This window comes from Sulfitobacter sediminivivens (assembly GCF_042611115.2).
Taxonomy (GTDB): Bacteria; Pseudomonadota; Alphaproteobacteria; order Rhodobacterales; family Rhodobacteraceae; genus Sulfitobacter; species Sulfitobacter sediminivivens.
This window is the reverse complement of record NZ_JBHGAR020000001.1, coordinates 418173-437293: the sequence shown is the minus strand read 5'-3', so window position 1 is coordinate 437293 and position 19121 is coordinate 418173. Positions and strand designations below refer to the sequence as shown.

The following is a 19121-nucleotide window of genomic DNA, read 5'->3' as shown; positions in this document are numbered from 1 at the left end:
GTTCCACGTAGATGCCGCGTTATACACCTGCCGAAATCGAAGCCCGCTGGCAGCAAGCCTGGGAAAAGGATGCCGTGTTTCAGGCCGTCCGTTCAGCTGAAAAGCCCAAGTATTATGTGCTTGAGATGTTCCCCTATCCATCCGGGCGCATCCACATGGGACATGTGCGCAATTATACGATGGGTGATGTGATCGCACGGTATAAGTTGGCGACGGGCCATAATGTGCTGCATCCGATGGGCTGGGACGCCTTTGGCATGCCCGCCGAAAACGCCGCCATGGCCATCGGGGGACATCCCAAGGACTGGACCTACAAAAACATCGACGACATGCGTGCACAGATGAAACCATTGGGCCTGTCTATTGACTGGTCGCGCGAATTTGCCACCTGCGACCCCGAATATTATGGCCAGCAACAGGCGCTGTTCCTTGATTTTCTGGATGAGGGATTGGTTTACCGCAAGAATGCGATTGTGAATTGGGATCCGGTGGATATGACCGTGCTGGCCAACGAACAGGTAGAGGCCGGGCGCGGCTGGCGGTCTGGCGCATTGGTGGAACGCCGCGAACTGACCCAATGGTTCTTTAAAATCTCTGATTATTCTGATGAATTACTGACGGCACTTGATACGCTTGATAACTGGCCTGCCAAGGTCAAGTTGATGCAGGCGAATTGGATTGGCAAATCCCGCGGTCTGCAGTTTGCGTTCAGCACCATCGACGCACCAGAAGGCCATGACCGCATTGAGGTCTATACAACCCGCCCCGACACGCTGATGGGCGCGTCCTTTGTTGGCATCTCGCCGGATCATCCGCTCGCCAAGGTGCTGGAACGCGGGAATGAAATGGTTGCAACCTTCTGTGCCGACTGCCGCAAAGGGGGCACTACCGAAGAAGCCATCGAAACGGCTGAAAAGCTGGGTCTGGATACCGGTATCCGCGTGCGCCATCCCTTTGATACGGCACATGAACTGCCTGTCTACATCGCGAACTTTATTTTGATGGACTATGGCACCGGTGCCATTTTTGGCTGCCCTGCGCACGATGAACGTGATTTCGAGTTTGCGACCAAATACGACTTGCCGATCATTTCGACGTTCTTGCCGGATGAAGACAGCCCCGATGAGCTGGAGGCCGCCTTTGTCCCCGCAAAAACCGAAACGGTGTTCTACAATCGCGGTTTCGCTGGGGAACCGCACCAAACGGGAAATGAAGCCATCGACGCCGCCATCTCATTTTGCGAGTCAAATGGGGTCGGACGGGGTGTGACCAAGTTCCGCCTGCGCGACTGGGGACTGTCGCGACAACGTTATTGGGGCTGTCCCATTCCCATCGTGCATTGCGATGCCTGCGGTGTGGTGCCGGAAAAGAAAGAAAACCTGCCAATCGAGTTGCCATATGATGTCAGCTTTGATGTTCCCGGCAATCCGCTTGATCGCCATCCAACATGGCGCGACTGCGCCTGCCCGTCTTGCGGGGCTTCTGCAAAACGCGAAACTGACACGATGGACACATTTGTGGATTCGTCGTGGTATTTTGCGCGCTTCACAGCCCCGCACGCCGAGACCCCAACCAATCTGGAGGATGCGGCATATTGGATGAACGTCGATCAATACATCGGCGGCATTGAACACGCGATTCTGCACCTGCTTTATTCGCGCTTTTTTGCGCGTGCGATGCAGATCACCGGGCATCTGCCCGCATCCGCGATCGAACCGTTTGACGCGTTGTTCACGCAAGGGATGGTGACCCACGCCATTTACCAGACCCCAAAAAAGGACGGTCGACCCACTTATCATTATCCGGAAGCGGTTGAGTTGCGTGATGGCAAAGCATTCCTGAAAGACGGCGGTGCCGAGGTGCAGATCATACCCTCGGCCAAGATGTCGAAATCAAAGAACAACGTGGTAGATCCGCTGAACATCATCTCAAATTACGGCGCGGATACCGCGCGCTGGTTTGTATTGTCCGATTCGCCCCCTGAGCGAGATGTGGAATGGACGGCATCGGGCGCGGATGCCGCGTTCAAGCACCTGACACGGGTGTGGAACCTGTGTGATCGCATCAGCGAGATGGACAAGGATGCCCTTGGCATAGGCGACGACGAACTTTTGCGCGCCATGCACAAGGCCATTCATGATGTCACCATGGGCATTGAAAGCTTTGGCTTTAATGCAGCGATTGCAAAACTCTATGCATTCACCGCCATCTTGCAGAAATCACAGGCCAGCCATGCCGCCCAGCGCACAGCCATCATGGCGCTTGCGCAGCTGATGTCACCAATGACGCCACATTTGTCTGAAGATATTTGGGCACATCAGGGTGGAGAAGGGTTGATCGCAACTGCCCCCTGGCCGGTTGCTGACGATGCAATGCTGGTTGATGACACGGTGACCATGCCGATCCAGATCAACGGCAAACGGCGGGCTGAAATTCAGGTTCCCGCCGACATGTCCAAGGAAGAGGTTGAAAAGATCGCGCTAAGCCACGAAGCTGTCATTCGGACCTTGGATGGTGCCACTCCGAAAAAGGTGATTGTTGTGCCGGGACGGATTGTGAATGTCGTTGCTTAACCGCAGAACCCTGATTTTGGCCCCGCTGGCATTAGCCGCCTGCGGGTTTGAACCGGTGTATGGTCCCGGTGGCAATGGCTCGGCGTTGCAGAATCGCGTTTTGGTTGATGAACCGAATGAGCGTTATGGATATTTTCTGACCCGCGAAATTGAAGGCCGGCTGGGCCGCGCCGCGGCACCAACGTATGGCTTGGCACTTACAATCGCGACCAAACAAGCAGGTCTTGCCACAGATGTTGAGGGCAATACGCAGCGGTTCAACCTGATTGGCACCGTTGATTATGCGCTGCGTCACCTGTCGACCGGTCAGATTGTCACGTCGGGCAAGGTTGAAAATTTTACAGGTTATTCTGCGACCGGCACGACCGTTGCGACACTGGCCGGGGAACAGGATGCACAGGTACGGCTGATGACCATTTTGGCAGACCAGGTTGTCACCCGCTTGTTTGCCGCTGACATAAGCGGATGAAACTTTCACCTCGCGACGCCAACGCTTACTTCGCGCGTCCCGACGCATCCAAGACGGGTTTGTTGATCTATGGCGGCGATGCAATGCGCGTGGCACTCAAGCGGCAGGAGTTTCTGAAATCGCTCCTAGGAGTTAACGCAGAAGAAGAAATGCGCCTGACTCGGATGCAAGCAGCGGATTTACGGCGTGATCCGGCGATGTTGCTTGACGCGATCAAGGCGGTTGGGTTCTTTCCCGGCCCGCGTGCGGCGTTTGTCGAAGACGCCAATGACAACATCGCACAAATTCTGATTGATTCTCTTGCGGATTGGTTGCCCGGCGATGCGCAGATTGTCGTCAGCGCTGGCGATCTGAAAAAGACGTCCAAAGTCCTCAAGGCGTTTGAGGCCCACAAGACCGCTTTTGCCGCGGCAATCTATGATAACCCACCCGACCGCGCCGAGATTGAGCGTCTTCTAAGCGAGGCGCGATTGACGCCTGAACCTGATGCCATGGCGGCCCTGACGGATCTGGCCCGCGCCCTTGATCCCGGTGATTTTCGCCAAACCATCGAAAAGATTACTCTGTACAAGCTCAATGATGCCGGCCCGCTTAGCTCAGAGGATGTTGTGGCCTGTGCGCCAACCTCAACCGAGGCAGAAGTTGACGACATCCTGCATGTTGTGGCCGAGGCGCGCGCGGGCGACATCGGCCCGGTGATGAGCAAACTGCAAGGCCAAGGCGTCAACGCCGTGACCTTGACCATCATGGCCATCCGCCATTTTCGCACGCTTTACCGAATTGCTGCCAACCCCGGCGCGCCCATCTACGGTGTCCGCGACCGTGACCGCGCGACCCGGCAGGCCAAAAGCTGGGGCGCGGCAAAGTTGGAAATGGCATTGGGCGTTTTAACTGATACGGATCTGACGCTGCGCTCTGCCGGGCAACACGCACCCGCACTTGCGCTTGTGGAACGCGCATTCATCCGTCTGGCCATGCTGGGCGCGCAACGCTGAGAATCTGACTGATCTTTTGAAAGGATATCCCATGTATACTGTTGTTGGTGCGACCAAATCACGGGCATTTCGCGTGATGTGGATGCTTGAAGAAATGGGGATCGACTATGATCATAACCCTGCCGGACCACGCTCGGATGATGCAAAAAAGTTCAATCCGCTGGGGAAGATACCCGCACTTGTCGATGGCGACGAGGTGCTGACCGACAGCATGGCGATCATGACCTATCTTGGCGACAAACATGGACAATTGACTGCACCTGCCGGAACCCCCGCCCGCGCCCGGCAAGATGCAATGACCTTTTGGCTGGTTGACGAATTTGATGCCATCCTGTGGACCGCAGCCAAACACAGTTTCGTACTGCCCGAAGACCAACGCGTGCCCGCCATCAAAGACGCCCTGAAGGCCGAATTTGCCCGGTCCGCCGCGGTTTTGTCAGACCGCTTGACCGGCCCCTTCTTGATGGGCGATCAAATGACGATCCCCGATATTCTGGCAGTGCATTGCATCAATTGGTCGATTGGCGCGGGATTTCCACGGGTGGATGACAAATTGGGCGCATGGGCCAAAGAAATGCGAGACCGTCCAGCGTTCAAAGCGGCGCAAGCCAAAGAGACGTCCTAACCCCGCAGCGCCCAATCTGCGGCATGTTCACCTGCCCAGCGGCCTGTCGCAAGGCAGGCCGAGATCAGATAGCCACCGGTCGGGGCCTCCCAATCCAGCATTTCGCCTGCTGCAAAAACGCCCGGCAGTGCGTTGATCATCAGGCCTTTGTCGAGCGCATCAAACCGGATGCCGCCAGCGGTTGAGATGGCTTCATCCATTGGACGCAGCCCCGTATGTTTGATCGGCAACGCTTTGATCAGTCGGGCAAGGGCGCGTAAGCCGTCAGGCAGCGGGCGCGCCATTTCCTGAAGCAATGCAATCTGTGCCGGCGGCAATTTCAGCGTCTTGCGCAGATGTTCCTTAAGGCTGGCTTTGCCGCGCGGCTTGGACAGGCGTGCGGTGATCTCTGGCACACTCAAGTCCGGCAACATATCCAACGTCAGCGGATGCCCCTCGCGCACGCCGCGCGAGATCGAATAAATACCGCCGCCTTCCAATCCCCGCTTGGAAATCGCGGCCTCGCCCCGCGAGGAATACGGCCCCGATGTCAATGCGATACCCTTGAGGGCCGCACCGAAATGACGTGTCATATGATCGGACCATTCAACCCGAATACCCGCATTGGCTGGCGCAAAATCGGTCAGTGCCACTCCCTTGGCACGCAAATGGGCAGCCCAATCGCCCGTCGATCCAAGACGGGCCCAACTGGCCCCTCCCAACGCCAACACGGTTACATCTGGCGAGAGATATTCACGTCCCTGAGGCGTCTCAAACTCCAACGCCTGACCTTCCCAGCCTTGCCAAAGCCATCTTGTGTTGATCTGTACATTCGCCTGCCCCAACCGTGCCAACCACGCGCGCAGAAGCGGCGAGGCTTTCATCACTTTGGGAAAGACGCGCCCGGTGCTGCCTGTAAAAACCTCCTGCCCCAAATCATGCGCCCAGGCCTGAACAGCTTGCGAATCAAACGCAGTGATCACCGGTTCCAACGCGCGCTGCGCCTCAGCGTAGGCACCCATGAACGGGTCCAGCGGTTCGGATTTGGTGAGGTTCAAGCCCGATTTCCCAGCCATCAGAAACTTACGCCCGACAGATGGCTTTGCATCACAAACCGTGACGTGAAGCCCTGCAGCGGCCAAAATTTCTGCAGCCATCAATCCGGCCGGGCCTGCGCCTATGACAACAGCCTGCTTCACGATTTCATCTGGGGCAAGCCACCCTTTATCTCAACCACCCGCTGTGGATAAGGAATTTCGATACCGGCGTCTTTCAACGCGTTCCACACCAAAAACAGCACGTCGGAGGTATATTTATTCGGGCCATCATCCAATCCTTCGACCCAAAACTCGACGGCAAAATCGATACCGCTGTCACCGAAACCGCGCAATTCGCAATCTGGTGGATATGGTTCGTCCAAGACATCTGGATGTTTGGACACTGCCGCTTCGATCAAGGCAGGCACCTTGTTGATATCAGTGTCATAGCTGACGGAAAATTCGGCCTCAAACCGGTTGGCCGATCCTGAATCGGAATAATTGGTGACCCGCGTGGTGATGAAATCTTCGTTCGGGACCACAATCCAGCGGCCGTCGAATGTTTCCAGAATAGCGGCACGGGCCATCATCTTGACGATTGTGCCCTTCTCGCCGCCGTCGAGCTCGACAAAATCGCCAACTGTTGCCTGGCCCTCAACCAGCAGGATCACCCCAGAGATAAAGTTTGACGCAATCTTTTGCAGACCAAACCCGAGGCCCACACCAATGGCACCGCCCAAAAAGGCCAGCGCACCAAGGTTAATCCCCATGATGTTCAGCAAGAGAAAGAACGCGGTCGCAAAAATCACAAATTCAATCGTCTTGCCCACCAATTGCCGCACAGACGGGCGCATCTGTTCCTGCGCCTCGATGAACTGTGATGTCTGGCGTGTCGACCAGCCGCCCAGCCAAAACAATATGCTGCCTGCAATCGCACCGCGAAGCAGGGCCATGACGGAGATTGAGATGTTGCCAAACGTAACCTGCATCGACTTGAGCGCGGCCAGCACATCGTCCAGAACGCCAAACATATAAAGGGCTGCAATCGGCAATAGAATGTACCGTCCCAACACTTTCAGGAATGGATCGTGGATGATATCGCGGACCAATCGGCGGACTGCGAGGAACAGAAAGACGCGTTTGCCAAATGCGATGACAGCACCGCTATCGAACATGGACCGTACGAGCGTTTCGCCAATTGCGGTAAAGCCATAGGCCAACAGCGGCAGCAAGAGCGGCAGGAACAACACCGCAAAGCGCCGGACATCAGCAAGGGCACCTTTACTGTCTTTTGCCGGCGCGATCTTTATCGCCAAAACGGGCCGCAACCGCCGCGCGACAAGAATTGCCAAAAGGTAGGCAAGCACCAGGAGGCCAAATTGCGACCATGCGACCGGGCTTAAGAGCCAACTTAAGGCCAATTCCCAGCCCTGAAGCGCATACCCATAGGCCTGCTGGACGATTTCTGGCTGAGATGAGAGATCAAACTCCATACGGAACCTTTGCTTCATGGCGATAACAACGCGTCCTATTGCCCCGCATGTGCGATGGGATCAAGGTTTATCCGGTTTGTTCCCGCCCTCGGAGTGGGTCAATCAACATGTTAGTCGACGCTGAGATCAGGCGGCCTATGTTTTAGGAGGCTCCGACACGATGAGAAGGCGGCGCTGCGATGCCTCACCCAGTCTGCCCCCTGTGCGCCCGCGACATACCACCCAATGTGCCGCAAAGCCGACATCACCTCATCCCAAAGCTCAGAGGCGGCAAGGGCGGTCCGACCGTTCTGATGCATCACATTTGTCACCGCGAGATCCACGCGACCCTGACAGAGGCTGAATTGGCACATAATTACAGCACGATGGAAGATTTGCGCGCGCATCCTCGGCTTGCAAAATTTGCTGTATGGGTGGCGAAACGACCACCGGGGTTCAGATCCAAGGTGCCGGGCGGAATGCGCAAGCGCTAGGCTCCCTGCTTAACAATGCGCGTTTTCCATGCTCTCGATAGTCTCCCGGCTAGAGGATATCTTGGGCGGTGTCCTGAACCGTGCCTGCGCACATCTCTTTGATCCCCATTGCAATCTTTGGTGCCGCGGCAACTGTTTCAGCGGCCAGCAGGCGTGCGTGGTCCAACAGATCGGCATCCGGCACGATCCGGTCGATCAGCCCGAATGCCAGCGCTTCATCTGGCGTAATTTTTTGGCCACCCATCAAAATCAATTTGGTACGCGACGGGCCAATAAGGGCCACCATACGCGCGGGGTCGGAAGGTTGCGGCAAAAACCCCAGCTTCATAACAGGATAGAAGAATTTGGCACTCGCAACGGATATGCGCAGATCGCAGGCCAGCGCCATGCCCATTGCCCCACCTGCCAATGTTCCATTCAGGGCCGCAATGCTTAGCCCCGGAAGGGCAGCAATAGCGCCCGACAGCCGTTCCCAAACCTCGGATTCCGCAAGGCCCGCACCAGCCTCGGCCAGGTCCGCACCAGCGCTGAACACTTTGCCCTGCCCGGTCAAGATCACTGCGCGGGCGTTTTGGGCGTCTTCCATAATGCTCGCCAATTTGCTGAGCATGGCGTGGGTCAGCGAATTGGCTTTGTCCGGGCGGTTGATTGTCACCGTCCAGACATCGCGGTCGCGCTCAAGCTCAATCATATAAGACCAACAGCGCGGCGGACATCATCGTCCCGCAATGAGATTTCATCGCCCACATACTTGTCAGCCTCGGCGCTGCACATCCACAAAAGCGTGCGGGCAGGCCAATCAGCGGGAATATGGACATCCCAATCCAATTGGCTAACCGGGTTGATCCCGCTGGCCTTGATCTCGCGCTGCATCTGGGTGGCGACGGTGCCTGGCGACAGTCCGATCGCACGAATGCCGTTTTCTGCTTCCTCTTTGTCCACACATCGGTTGAGCATGTTCACGGCGGCCTTTGAGGCGCAATAATGGCTCCAGGCTTCGATCGGGCCATGTGCAGCGCCCGATGAAATGGTGAGGATCGACCCGGCCCCAGCCGCCTTCATCACAGGCAGCGCCGCGCGGATGCCGAAGAATACGCCCTTTAGATTGATGTCGATGACCTGACCCCAATCGTCGGGATCGGCATCTTCAAGGCGCGCGATGGGTTCGATCACGCCTGCGTTGTTGATCAGCACATCCAGACCACCAAACGCCTGCACAGTTGTTGCAACCGCCGCAGACACTTCGCCAAAGCGCGCCACATTGCAGGGGATTGCGATGGCTTTTTCACCAATTTCTCCGGCAAGGTCTGCAATCGCTTCCTGGGATCGCGCGATCAAGGCAACATTGGCCCCCGCTGCGGCAAAAACGCGCGCGGTTTCGGCGCCGATGCCCCGACTGGCCCCTGTGATCATCACTGTTTTACCTGTCATATCCATGGTGCTTATCCTTTGTATCCTGAAAAGAGGTTTTGCATCCGGTGTCAGCCAAGTGGTAATCTGCCTGTAAGATATGGTCCAGCCCTCGAGACCTTGACGATCCTTCGGGTTTGTCCGACCTATGGGCCCGAGAATTGCACAAAGGAATTTCATCATGTCTCGTCTTTCCCCAACGGCTTTTGGCCTTGCTTTGCCCCTTGCGGTCATGTCTCAGGCGGCGCTGGCCGATCTGACCCCGTCCGAAGTGTGGGGCGACTGGCGTCAATACATGGAGGGCATGGGTTACGGTATCGATGCCACAGAGAGCCAAAATGGCAATGATCTGACGGTTGCTGACATCAGGTTGAACATGGTCATGCCGGAAAACACCGGCGCAATGTCGATGACTTTGGGTACATTGAAATTCGTGCAAAACGGGGATGGTACTGTATCTGTCGTTATGCCCGGTGAACTGCCGATGACTGTCAACATCGCACCCGAGGGAGGCGCGGAACCCGTCACGGTAAGCATGCGGTATAGCCAAACTGATCACGCCATGATGGCCAGCGGATCACCACAAGAAATGGTCTATGACTATTCCGCAGGGACGGTCGCGTTTACGTTGGACCAATTGCAGGTTGGTTCCGAAACCTATGGACAGGAAAATGCCAAGGTAAACATCATTGGCACGGGTTTCAGCAGCAGCACAACAATGACCATCGCTGAAATGCGGAGCTATCAGCAGACCGGTAAGATCGACAGCATCCAATACGACATCGCGATCAATAATCCGACAGAACCTGCCAAGGTGACGATGAATGGCAGCGTTGCAAATCTGACCATGGATGGCGGCGGCATGATCCCGTTGGTGATCAGTGATGCCGCCGACATGGCTGCGATGCTCAGGGCCGGGTTCGATGTCTCCGGTCTGATCGCCTATGGTGCCGGCTCAACTCAGATGGATGTCGAAGATCCCAAGAACGGGAATTTTACAATGTCTACGACATCGGATGGCGGTGATCTGGGCATCAAGATGGGCGCAGACGGGCTGGCCTACAATGGATCCCAGAACAATATGGCGATAACGGCGAATGTCGCTGGCCTGCCCTTTCCGATTGATATGAGCATGGTGAAGGGCGCGTTTAACCTGAGCATGCCTGTCAGCAAATCAGAGGACCCGCAGGATTTTGCCTTTGGCATCACACTGGGCGAATTCAAGATGTCCGACGTCATCTGGAGTATCTTCGATCCTGCCGGCCAATTGCCGCGCGACCCGGCGAGCATGGTAGTTGATCTGTCAGGCAAGGCGAAATTGTTAGTCGATTTTCTTGACCCTGATGCCGCGGCACAGCTTGCAAGCGAACAACCCGGCGAAGTACAGTCCCTGACGGTGAACAAGCTGCAATTGGATGCGGCGGGTGCCAAATTGGACGGTGCGGGCGATTTCACCTTCGACAATACAGACATGACAACCTTTCCCGGCATGCCCAAACCGGTCGGCGCGGTCGATCTGTCCTTGGTTGGCGGCAACGGTTTGCTGGACAAGCTCGTGGCGATGGGCCTGCTCCCAGAGGATCAGGCAATGGGCGCACGCATGATGATGGGGCTTTTTGCGGTACCTGGGTCCGAGCCGGATACGCTCAATTCGAAAATTGAGTTTACCGAAGAAGGCCAGGTTCTGGCCAATGGTCAGCGCATTAAGTAGCGAATCTGTCGATTCAAGTAGGGGGCGTGCCAATTGGTGCGCCCTTTTTGCTGGCAACTGGTGGGGTCCCCTTGCCCTGCCTAGTTCTGACCATTAGGTCTGCCCTTCAGTCACAAACGGAACCAGTACCATGTCCCAGCCCCTTGATGCGCTCACAAGATCACTGCTGAGGGCGGCAGGCAAAGCGGGTGCCGACGGCGCAGATGCCAAAGCCGTAAGGGCCACATCGGTATCCGTTGATGTGCGCGGCGGCGCATTGGAACAGGCCGAACGGGCCGAAGGCATCGACATCGGTTTGCGGGTTTTTGTGGGCCAAAGATCGGCAAATGTATCGGCCTCGGACACATCAGAACGGACAATCGAAGAGATGGCGGAACGCGCTGTCGCAATGGCCAAAGAAGCACCGGAGGATCCACACAGTGGCCTTGCTGCCCCGGATCAACTGGCGACAGATTGGGACATCGACGCACTTGAGCTTTACGATGCCACACCTGAACCTTCCCCCGCTGATCTGCAACAGGATGCTGTATTGGCCGAGGCAGCTGCATTGGCGGTCAAAGGTGTTGCGCAGGTGCAGTCGGCAAGTGCCGGTTACAGTGCCCAAGACGTTCATTTTGCCACAACGAATGGATTTGAAGGTGGGTACGCCCGCACGGATCGTGGCCTGTCTTGTGTTGCCATTGCCGGTAAAAGCAGCGGGATGGAGCGGGACTATGACGGTGACAGCCGCATTTTTCAAAGCGATCTGCGCGATCCTCACGATATCGGCACGTCAGCGGGCGAAAGGGCGTTGCGCAGACTGGATGCGCGCAAACCGCCGACGGGTGCTTATCCGGTGCTCTTTGATGAACGTATTTCCTCCTCACTGATTGGCCATCTTCTTGGGGCAGTCAATGGGATGGCAATCGCACGCGGTGCCTCATGGCTGCGTGACGCATTGGGTCAGCCCGTTCTGCCCGATAGTCTGTCACTGATCGAAGACCCCCATCGCCCCCGGACCAGCGGTTCGCGCCCTTTTGACGGTGAAGGTTTGCCAACAGCCCGTCGGCTGATTGTTGAGGATGGCGTTCTACAGGGCTGGACGCTTGATCTGGCAACGGCGCGAAAGCTTGGGCTTTCCTCTACCGGGAATGCGGCACGCAGCACGTCATCAGGACCAAGCCCGACAAACTGGAATATTGAACTGACCCAAGGCGAACAAACCAGTGATGACCTGATCCGCGACATGGGCACAGGTTTGTTGGTGACATCAATGATCGGCAGCACCATCAACCCCAACAATGGGGACTATTCGCGAGGCGCGTCTGGTCTGTGGGTTGAGAACGGCGAGATTACGCATGCGGTGAATGAATGTACAATTGCGGGGAACCTTCGGGACATGCTGCGCGCAATCGTGCCAGCCAATGACGCGCGCGCGCATCTGTCACGTGTTGTCCCATCATTGTTGGTATCAGGAATGACCCTTGCCGGGGCGTGATTTGTCTTTGTTGATAGATGCGGCGCGAATGGCGGGTCGGGTCGCGACCAGCTTTGTGGGGCGCACGGCACAGCGTTGGGACAAACCCGGCGGTGCCGGTCCCGTGACAGAGGCCGATTTGGCGGTAAACGATTTGCTGCGCTCTGTGCTCAGCTTGGCCCGTCCTGAGTACGGATGGCTGTCAGAAGAGACCGAAGATAACGACAAACGCCTTTCCAAAGAACATGTGTTTATCATTGACCCCATTGATGGCACCCGAAGTTTTGTCGAAGGTTCAAACACCTGGGCGCATTCGCTTGCCATCGCAAAGAACGGCATTGTCACCGCTGCGGTTGTCTTTCTGCCGATGCGCGAAAAACTATATGCTGCGGGTTTGGGCATCGGTGCCACGCTGAACGCCAAACCGATTGCAGCATCACAAGTATCAGAGCTTTCAGGCGCGACAGTGCTCGCGGCGCGCCCCGCAATGATTGCAGACCATTGGATATCCAAAACTGAACCCATTTTTAAGCGGAGCTATCGCCCCTCACTGGCATACCGGCTTGCATTGGTGGCCGATGGGCGCTTTGACGCTATGATAACGCTGCGCCGCAGTTGGGAATGGGACATTGCCGCAGGCACCTTGATTGTGTCAGAGGCAGGTGGGGCATGCAGCGATCAACAGGGCACGGCGTTGCTGTTCAATAACCGTGATCCACGCCTGAACGGTGTTGTCGCGGGCGGGTCGAACGTACACACCGCCTTGATAGACGCTCTTGCGTGACGTGCCCCATCTGATACGCAAAGACCCAAGCTAATTGATAAAAGGATAACATCCATGACCCAACGCCTGCACCTTGTCTTTGGCGGTGAACTGGTGACCCCCACCGAAACTGCGTTCAAGAATGTGGATGATATTCATGTTGTTGGCATATTTGCCGACTATGCATCGGCATATGACGCCTGGAAAAACGAGGCCCAGCGTACCGTGGATAACGCGCATATGCGTTATTTCATCGCCCATCTGCACCGCTTGCGTGATGAAGAAGCGGCTGCGTCATCGACCGAAGAACTGGGATAAATCACACATGGCTCAGTCGCTGGGGTTGACGGCGTATCGGGCTTTGGCCCGGCGGAGCGAGGCGCGCATGGACGCGCCCGTAACGCCCCGCCCCGATGGCGAACTGGTGTGGCTACACGCCGCCGAGCCCGGCAATCTGATCGCCGTCCAAGACCTTGCGCTGCGGCTTTGTGCAAATCGGGTCGGGTTGAATGTGTTGATCACCTTACCCGAAGAAACAACAGCACCGAACCGCATTGCCGTCCCTCATGATGCAGTTTTGATTGTGCAAAACATACCAAATGAGCATCCCGGTAGTGTTGCCGCGTTTCTGGACCACTGGCAGCCTGATCTCTGCGTCTGGGTCTGGGGCGCACTGCGTCCAAACCTAATCTTGGAGGCCGCTGAAAGGAAATGCCCGCTGATCATGATAGATGCCGATTCCAAGGGCTTCGATGGTCGCAGGGATAGATGGTTGTCGAACCTGACAAAGAATATGTTGAGCCGTTTTGAGGCCATCCTTGCCCGCTCCGACGCTGGCCAGCGGCGGCTGGTCCAACTGGGTCTTAGGCGCGAAGATATTGAGGTCACATCGCCGTTGATGGCTGGTGGGCAAGCACTGCTTTGTGCTGATTCAGATCTGGCAGAATTGTCGGCGGCTCTCGGTGGGCGCCCAGTTTGGTTTGCCGCCCACGTCTTGGGACAGGAAGCCCCGGTTGTTCTGGCCGCGCACCGCAAAGCACTGCGGCTTTCACATCGGCTGTTGCTGATCATTAATCCAGCAGATGCGGGCGACGCTGATACAATCACTGAGCATGCCAGTGAAAATGGTCTCAATGTGATCCGATGGGGTGGTGCCTATAATCCAGACGATACAACCCAGGTGATGATCGCCGATGATCCTAATGATTTGGGGCTCTTTTTTCGCGTGGCACCGGTGTCGTTTCTCGGCTCATCCTTGATGTCTGAAAAGGGCGGCTCCGATCCTTTTGAAGCAGCCGCCCTTGGATCAGCGGTTCTGTATGGCCCTAAAGTGCGACACTTTATGCCATCGTACACCCGGCTCGCAGCGGCGGGTGCCGCGCGGATTGTGAATGACGCGGATGCGCTTGGCACTGCGGTGTCCCATCTGATTGCAGCAGATCAGGCCGCAGCGATGGCGCATGCGGGATGGGACGTCATCAGCCAAGGGGCCGCATTGATGGACCAGGTTATTGATCTGGTACAGGACGCGCTTGATACACGGGCCGGGCAACCGTGAGCCGCGCCCCCGCCTTTTGGCACCTGCCCAAACCTGATTGGCGGGCATGGGCATTGCGACCGTTGGGCGTGGCGTATGCGATGGCAACAGCGCGACGGCTAAGAAAGGGCGTGCCGATCACGTTGGATATACCAACGGTATGCGTCGGCAACATCAACGCGGGTGGTACCGGAAAGACGCCGACAGCCATCGCCGTTGTTGATCATCTGCGCGGACTTTTCCATGAACCACACATCGTCTCTCGGGGCTATGGTGGAACGCTCGAGGGGCCAGTGCGCGTCGATCCCGCCCGCCACAAAGCCGCGGATGTCGGTGATGAACCACTTTTGCTTGCTGCATTTGCCGAAGTTTGGGTGGCGCGTGACCGCGCCGCAGGTGCGCGGGCCGCACAGGATGCCGGTGCAAGTGTCGTGGTGTTTGACGATGGGTTTCAAAACCCAGCAGTACATTATGACCTCAGCATTGTCGTGGTGGATGCACAAAGGGGATTTGGCAACGGCCTCTGTCTGCCTGCTGGACCTCTGCGGGAACCTGTTAGTGTAGGTCTCAAACGGGCCGATCTGATATTATTGATTGGTGATGATGCCGCGCAGAGCGGTTTTGACACATCGCAGCTGCCTGCCCAGTTGCCTCATGTCCGTGCCGCACTAAAGCCCCTCAAGACTGGCATGGATTGGACGGATATGCGCGCATTGGCCTTTGCCGGCATTGGGCACCCAGAAAAATTCTTTGCCACATTGCGAGGGTTGGGGGCGACCCTTGTGCATTGCGAAGCGCTGGACGACCACCAACCGCTGACAGCAGCGTTGATGGCCCGCCTGGAGGCGGATGCGGCACTGCGCGGGGCGCAATTGGTTACAACAGAAAAAGATGCCGTGCGGCTTCCCGCTACATTTCGGACGAAAGTTATCACATTGCCGGTGCGGTTGGAGTTTCCTGAGGATAACGCGCTCTTTGCCTCTTTGAATGCGCTGCCCAAGCCAAAGTAACCCTCGGAATCTATAAATTCCCTAAGCCGTTTTTCGTCGGGGCCGATGTCTGGCCATCAATTGTCCTCGCCAAGCTTTGGTGATGGACGATGCAGGTCCAGTTCCGCGTCAGAAAACCTAAACGGCGAGCGCAGCCCCGGTACACCGTCCAACTCGATCTGCATGCCACGGGCTACGACCTGTGGGTCTGCCATCACATCTGCCATGTCGTTAATCGGCCCTGCAGGCACATTATGCGCTTCACACGCTGCCAAAAGATCATCCCGCGTTCGGGTTTGCGTCGCTGCAGTCAGACGGCGGATCATGTCAGATCGGTTGGCAACCCGGTCCGCGTTTTTCGCGTATTCGGGGGCCGTTGCCATGTCATCCAGACTCAAAAGCCGACACAGCCGTTGATATTGACCATCATTGCCAGTCGCGATGATCAAATGGCCGTCACTGCATGCAAAAACTTCATAGGGGGTAAGGTTGGGATGCGCATTGCCCATCCGTTTTGGTGCCTTGCCTGTCGTCAAATAATTCATCGCCTGATTGCCAGTAATGGCCACAGCACAATCCAGCAGGGACATGTCAATGTGTTGGCCCCTTCCGGTATGCGCGCGTTGATGAACGGCGGCCAGAATGGACGTAGTGGCATATACTCCAGTGAAAACATCCGTTATAGCGATGCCAGATTTCTGCGGTTGGCCGTCAGGATCGCCGGTGATGGACATCAGGCCAGACATACCTTGGATAATAAAGTCATATCCGGCGCGGTGGGCATAGGGGCCCGTGTGGCCGAAGCCGGTGATCGAACAATAAATCAGCTTTGGAAACAGCGTTGCAAGGCTGGCGTAGTCCAACCCATATTTCGCAAGCCCGCCGGTCTTGAAATTCTCAATCAGGATATCCGCGTCACGCAGCAACTCCTTGACATGCGCTTGCCCCTCGGGCGTGCGAAAATTGATTGTCACCGACGCTTTGCCGCGATTGGTCGAATGAAAATAGGCTGCGGACACATCATCATCGCGCGTGACAAAGGGTGGTCCCCATTGCCGCGTGTCGTCGCCATCCGGGCTTTCTACCTTGATGACCTCACAGCCAAGATCGGCCAGCGTCTGACCGGCCCATGGGCCAGCCAGAACACGCGCCATTTCAACAACTTTGAGACCCGCCAGTGGTGCCGCCATCAGCCGTCAATTGCCGCATCAATCAGATCTTTCATGGCATTATATGACATGTTCGAATACTTTGTGCCGTTGATCAAAAAGCTGGGGGTCGAGGTCACATCATCTGCCTCGCGGTTCTGCTTTTCCCATGCAACAAGTGTTTCTGCTGTGCCTGCGTCTTTCAGACAAGCGTCAAGCGCCTCAGCATCAATCCCGGCGAGCCGGCCAATTTTGCCCAATTCGCCAGCAATCGCAGCAGGTTCACCGGCGCGGGTCCATTCAGGTTGCCCTTTGTAAATCAGATCTGCGATCCCAAAGTATTTGTCCGGTCCACCACACCGCGCCACCATCGATGCCCAAAGGCCAAACCGATCAAAATAGACCTCGCGGTAAACAAAATTGATTTTGCCTGTGTCGATGTAATCTGCCTTGAGCTGTTTGAACGGTCCTGCGTGAAACGCCGCACAATGGGGACAGGTGAACGACGCGTATTCAGTGACAGTGACCGGGGCATCGGGGTTGCCGATCGTCATGTCCTGAATGGCTGACGTATCAATATCGGTTGTTTGCGCATTGGCGGCATTGGCCAGCGGATTCACGGGTGTGGAGTTGGGGCTCATTTTGCTGCCCAATGCCCAGCCGCCGACACCGAGTACGGCCAATACGGATAGAATAACGTTTCTGCGGTTCATCTGGTTTTCCTTTGTCGGCTTTTCAGCGTTTCGTCTTGTTCAATATGTTCTCACCCAGGCGCGCAAGGGCATCGCGCAGACCATCGTCCGAAACAGGCTTTGTTGCCTCTGCCGCTTTTTGACGCAGGGCGGGATCAGGAGGAGCCGTTTCGATGGTCGGTTTCTGGTGACCAAACGCCACTTTGCCTTCGGCAAACCCTGATGCGGCGGTTTGGGTGATGCGGACCCGCGCGATGGCGTTGTAGCCATAAACAGCGTTCACTTTGGTGCGCAATTGTTCCTTTTGCATTTCCAGCATCGGAGCGTTTGAGCCCGTGGTCAGCAAGGTCAGTGTCGCCCCCATGCCGCCACGCCCATAGCTGATTTCGACGGGTTGCGCGATGGCCGCCGTTGCCGTCCCAGCGATTTCAGCCCATTGAGTCAACAAACGCGACTGCGCGAAACCACGGGATTCAGATGCATGCCGGATTTGTCCGGACAGCAAGCTGTCTGTGCGTTTGAACCCTTTTGTGCTGGTGCGCCGCGGCGGCATGACTATGTTCCTCAGGTGATCTGATCCTACATAACCTGCCTGACCCTTGGCACCAACCCATGACCCCATCAGGAGCCATAAATATTGCGTGAAACTGCCCCGACAAGCGACCTGCCGTGCATCTTGCTGGACTGGTACGACGCGCATGCCCGCGACATGCCGTGGCGCATTGGTCCATCTGCGCGCAAGGCAGGTGCCCTGCCCGACCCTTACCGTGTGTGGATGAGCGAAATCATGTTGCAGCAGACCACCGTTGCGACGGTGCGCGATTATTTCACACGGTTCGTGACGCGCTGGCCCACTGTGGCCGATCTGGCCGCAGCACAAGATGCCGATGTGATGGGCGAATGGGCGGGCCTTGGGTATTATGCGCGTGCGCGCAATCTGCTGAAATGCGCGCGTGCCGTAGTCGATCAGTATGGCGGCACCTTTCCGGCGGATCATGCGGCTTTGCTCACGCTGCCGGGCATTGGTCCTTATACCGCTGCGGCTTTGTCATCGATTGCATTCGATTTGCCGCATACGGTACTGGACGGAAATGTTGAACGGGTGATGGCACGGATGTACGACATTCATATTCCGCTGCCCACCGCCAAACCCGACCTGATGGCCAAGGCTGAGGCGCTGACCCCGACCGAACGGCCTGGCGATTATGCGCAGGCAGTGATGGATCTGGGGGCAACGATATGCAGCCCAAAATCACCGGCATGTGGCATCTGCCCATGGCGTGATCCTTGCGCGGCGCGGGCGGCAGGGACGGCATCGGAACTTCCAAAAAAGACTCCGAAAAAGGCGAAACCTGTGCGACATGGCACTGTTTATATGGCCCAGCGTGATGACGGTGCCTGGTTATTAGAAACCCGCCCGGACAAAGGATTGTTGGGCGGCATGCTGGGCTGGCCCGGTTCCGATTGGTTGGATGTGAGCCATGACCGACCCGAGGGAATACCGCCAATCGGAGCCAAGTGGCAGGATTTGCCCGGTGAAGTACGGCATACTTTTACACATTTTCATTTGATCCTGACCGTCAAAATTGCCCAAGTTGATGCCAGTACCGCCGCTGCATCCGGACAATTCATCCCTCGCGACCAATTTCGCCCTTCGGACCTGCCGACCGTGATGCGCAAGGCGTTTGATTTGTCGCAGGGCGAGCGCTGCGTCACAGCTATGAGCACATCACATTCTGCGCTATACGGCTCCGAATAGGACAAGAGGTTC

The 19121-nt window shown here is 56.7% G+C and carries 19 protein-coding genes; 12 read left to right on the top strand and 7 right to left on the bottom strand.

What is annotated here, in order from left to right:
* The first annotated feature begins 11 nt into the window (after nt 1-11).
* From leuS to ACEWL3_RS02060, 4 genes are read left to right on the top strand one after another with little or no spacing between them, the layout of a single operon-like run.
* Nucleotides 12-2573, top strand: a complete 2562-nt coding sequence (gene leuS / locus ACEWL3_RS02075; protein ID WP_386177374.1) for a leucine--tRNA ligase — start codon at nt 12-14, stop codon at nt 2571-2573.
* On the top strand, nt 2560-3042 hold the full coding sequence (lptE, locus tag ACEWL3_RS02070) for an LPS assembly lipoprotein LptE (protein ID WP_386177373.1): 483 nt from the start codon (nt 2560-2562) through the stop codon (nt 3040-3042). The genes leuS and lptE overlap by 14 nt, the downstream gene beginning before the upstream one ends.
* A complete protein-coding gene (holA, locus tag ACEWL3_RS02065; protein ID WP_386177372.1) occupies nt 3039-4037 on the top strand; it encodes a DNA polymerase III subunit delta in 999 nt (332 codons plus the stop codon). The genes lptE and holA overlap by 4 nt, the downstream gene beginning before the upstream one ends.
* Nucleotides 4038-4068: 31 nt before the next feature.
* Nucleotides 4069-4662 (top strand): glutathione S-transferase family protein, encoded by a 594-nt coding sequence (locus tag ACEWL3_RS02060; protein ID WP_386177371.1) that lies wholly within the window; start codon nt 4069-4071, stop codon nt 4660-4662.
* On the opposite strand, the gene ACEWL3_RS02055 is transcribed toward ACEWL3_RS02060, so the two are convergent.
* Both ACEWL3_RS02055 and ACEWL3_RS02050 read right to left on the bottom strand, forming a co-directional pair.
* The gene (locus ACEWL3_RS02055; RefSeq protein ID WP_386177370.1) at nt 4659-5840 is read right to left on the bottom strand and encodes a TIGR03862 family flavoprotein; all 1182 of its coding nucleotides are present in this window, start codon (nt 5838-5840) and stop codon (nt 4659-4661) included. The two genes, ACEWL3_RS02060 and ACEWL3_RS02055, sit on opposite strands and share 4 nt — an antisense overlap.
* On the bottom strand, nt 5837-7189 hold the full coding sequence (locus ACEWL3_RS02050; RefSeq protein WP_435000484.1) for a mechanosensitive ion channel family protein: 1353 nt from the start codon (nt 7187-7189) through the stop codon (nt 5837-5839). Before ACEWL3_RS02050 ends, ACEWL3_RS02055 begins: the two co-directional genes overlap by 4 nt.
* 161 nt (nt 7190-7350) lie before the next feature.
* Here ACEWL3_RS02050 and ACEWL3_RS02045 point away from each other — a divergent pair, with 161 nt between their 5' ends.
* On the top strand, nt 7351-7644 hold the full coding sequence (locus tag ACEWL3_RS02045) for an HNH endonuclease (protein ID WP_386177368.1): 294 nt from the start codon (nt 7351-7353) through the stop codon (nt 7642-7644).
* A 49-nt stretch (nt 7645-7693) separates the two neighbouring features.
* Here ACEWL3_RS02045 and ACEWL3_RS02040 read toward each other — a convergent pair whose 3' ends face one another.
* Nucleotides 7694-8335 carry an enoyl-CoA hydratase/isomerase family protein gene (locus ACEWL3_RS02040; protein ID WP_386177367.1) on the bottom strand — a complete coding sequence of 214 codons (642 nt, stop codon included), beginning with the start codon at nt 8333-8335 and terminating at the stop codon, nt 7694-7696.
* Nucleotides 8332-9081: an SDR family oxidoreductase gene (locus tag ACEWL3_RS02035; RefSeq protein WP_386177366.1), complete on the bottom strand. Its 750-nt coding sequence runs from the start codon at nt 9079-9081 to the stop codon at nt 8332-8334. The genes ACEWL3_RS02040 and ACEWL3_RS02035 overlap by 4 nt, the downstream gene beginning before the upstream one ends.
* 154 nt (nt 9082-9235) lie before the next feature.
* On the opposite strand from ACEWL3_RS02035, the gene ACEWL3_RS02030 reads away from it, so the two are divergent.
* From ACEWL3_RS02030 to lpxK, 6 genes are all read left to right on the top strand, one after another.
* Entirely contained in the window at nt 9236-10765 is a 1530-nt protein-coding gene (locus ACEWL3_RS02030) for a DUF2125 domain-containing protein (protein ID WP_386177365.1), read from the top strand.
* A 130-nt stretch (nt 10766-10895) separates the two neighbouring features.
* The gene (locus ACEWL3_RS02025) at nt 10896-12242 is read left to right on the top strand and encodes a TldD/PmbA family protein (RefSeq protein ID WP_386177364.1); all 1347 of its coding nucleotides are present in this window, start codon (nt 10896-10898) and stop codon (nt 12240-12242) included.
* Complete coding sequence (locus ACEWL3_RS02020; RefSeq protein WP_386177363.1) at nt 12229-13005, top strand: inositol monophosphatase family protein; 777 nt, start codon at nt 12229-12231, stop codon at nt 13003-13005. Before ACEWL3_RS02025 ends, ACEWL3_RS02020 begins: the two co-directional genes overlap by 14 nt.
* Nucleotides 13006-13059: 54 nt before the next feature.
* Entirely contained in the window at nt 13060-13302 is a 243-nt protein-coding gene (locus tag ACEWL3_RS02015) for a DUF4170 domain-containing protein (protein ID WP_386177362.1), read from the top strand.
* A gap of 7 nt (nt 13303-13309) precedes the next feature.
* Complete coding sequence (locus ACEWL3_RS02010; RefSeq protein ID WP_386177361.1) at nt 13310-14542, top strand: 3-deoxy-D-manno-octulosonic acid transferase; 1233 nt, start codon at nt 13310-13312, stop codon at nt 14540-14542.
* Entirely contained in the window at nt 14539-15531 is a 993-nt protein-coding gene (gene lpxK / locus ACEWL3_RS02005; RefSeq protein WP_386177360.1) for a tetraacyldisaccharide 4'-kinase, read from the top strand. Before ACEWL3_RS02010 ends, lpxK begins: the two co-directional genes overlap by 4 nt.
* 56 nt (nt 15532-15587) lie before the next feature.
* On the opposite strand, the gene ACEWL3_RS02000 is transcribed toward lpxK, so the two are convergent.
* The 3 genes from ACEWL3_RS02000 to ACEWL3_RS01990 are packed head-to-tail and all read right to left on the bottom strand — an operon-like array spanning nt 15588 to nt 17903.
* Nucleotides 15588-16700: a CaiB/BaiF CoA transferase family protein gene (locus ACEWL3_RS02000; protein WP_386177359.1), complete on the bottom strand. Its 1113-nt coding sequence runs from the start codon at nt 16698-16700 to the stop codon at nt 15588-15590.
* On the bottom strand, nt 16700-17371 hold the full coding sequence (locus tag ACEWL3_RS01995) for a DsbA family protein (protein WP_386177358.1): 672 nt from the start codon (nt 17369-17371) through the stop codon (nt 16700-16702). The genes ACEWL3_RS02000 and ACEWL3_RS01995 overlap by 1 nt, the downstream gene beginning before the upstream one ends.
* A gap of 22 nt (nt 17372-17393) precedes the next feature.
* Nucleotides 17394-17903, bottom strand: coding sequence for a DUF721 domain-containing protein (locus ACEWL3_RS01990; RefSeq protein ID WP_386177357.1), 510 nt, complete (start codon nt 17901-17903; stop codon nt 17394-17396).
* 84 nt (nt 17904-17987) lie between these two features.
* Between ACEWL3_RS01990 and mutY the strand changes: the two genes are divergently transcribed.
* A complete protein-coding gene (gene mutY, locus ACEWL3_RS01985; protein WP_386177356.1) occupies nt 17988-19109 on the top strand; it encodes an A/G-specific adenine glycosylase in 1122 nt (373 codons plus the stop codon).
* Nucleotides 19110-19121: the final 12 nt, after the last annotated feature.